This is a genomic window from Vibrio ichthyoenteri ATCC 700023 (assembly GCF_000222605.1).
Taxonomy (GTDB): Bacteria; Pseudomonadota; Gammaproteobacteria; order Enterobacterales; family Vibrionaceae; genus Vibrio; species Vibrio ichthyoenteri.
In genome coordinates this window covers 1-388 of sequence record NZ_AFWF01000209.1, presented here as the reverse complement: position 1 = coordinate 388, position 388 = coordinate 1, and the positions used below count along the sequence as shown (strand labels likewise).

The 388-nt window shown below is 38.4% G+C and carries 1 protein-coding gene and 1 pseudogene; both read right to left on the bottom strand.

Annotated features, from left to right (window positions below):
- A pseudogene (locus tag RH85_RS23325) lies at positions 1 to 189 on the bottom strand (hypothetical protein); the annotation flags it as partial.
- Positions 173 to 388, bottom strand: a 216-nt coding sequence (locus tag RH85_RS23320) for a hypothetical protein (protein ID WP_006713523.1), incomplete at its 5' end; no start/stop codon positions are given. The gene RH85_RS23320 and the pseudogene RH85_RS23325, both read right to left, overlap by 17 nt.

The window sequence follows — 388 nt, the reverse complement described above, 5'->3', positions numbered from 1 at the left end:
ATACATCGCGTCACCAGGCTTAACTGAGCTGGAGATATATGGGTCGTCTGGCTTTTTATTGATATTCTTTTCTATATAGCTTTTAAATAGTGGTATATCATCTTGCGGGTTGGGGCCACACGCTGTAATGCTTAATGAAAAAAAGATACTTACGACAAATTTAATTAACATTTTACAATGTGATTTCATCGAGACTCCAACTTATAATAATTTCATTAGTTTGTTCTAATCGCCAGTGATTTTCAGCCAAATCAGTTTTTCGACTAACGATAGCGAGAGTTCCCTCCCCTAGCGATGCATTAGGCACGCATCTCGTCGGATACGCAGCATATTCATAACGCTCAACGCCACCAATAATTCCCGTCGCAGTATATGATTTTTGTTTATA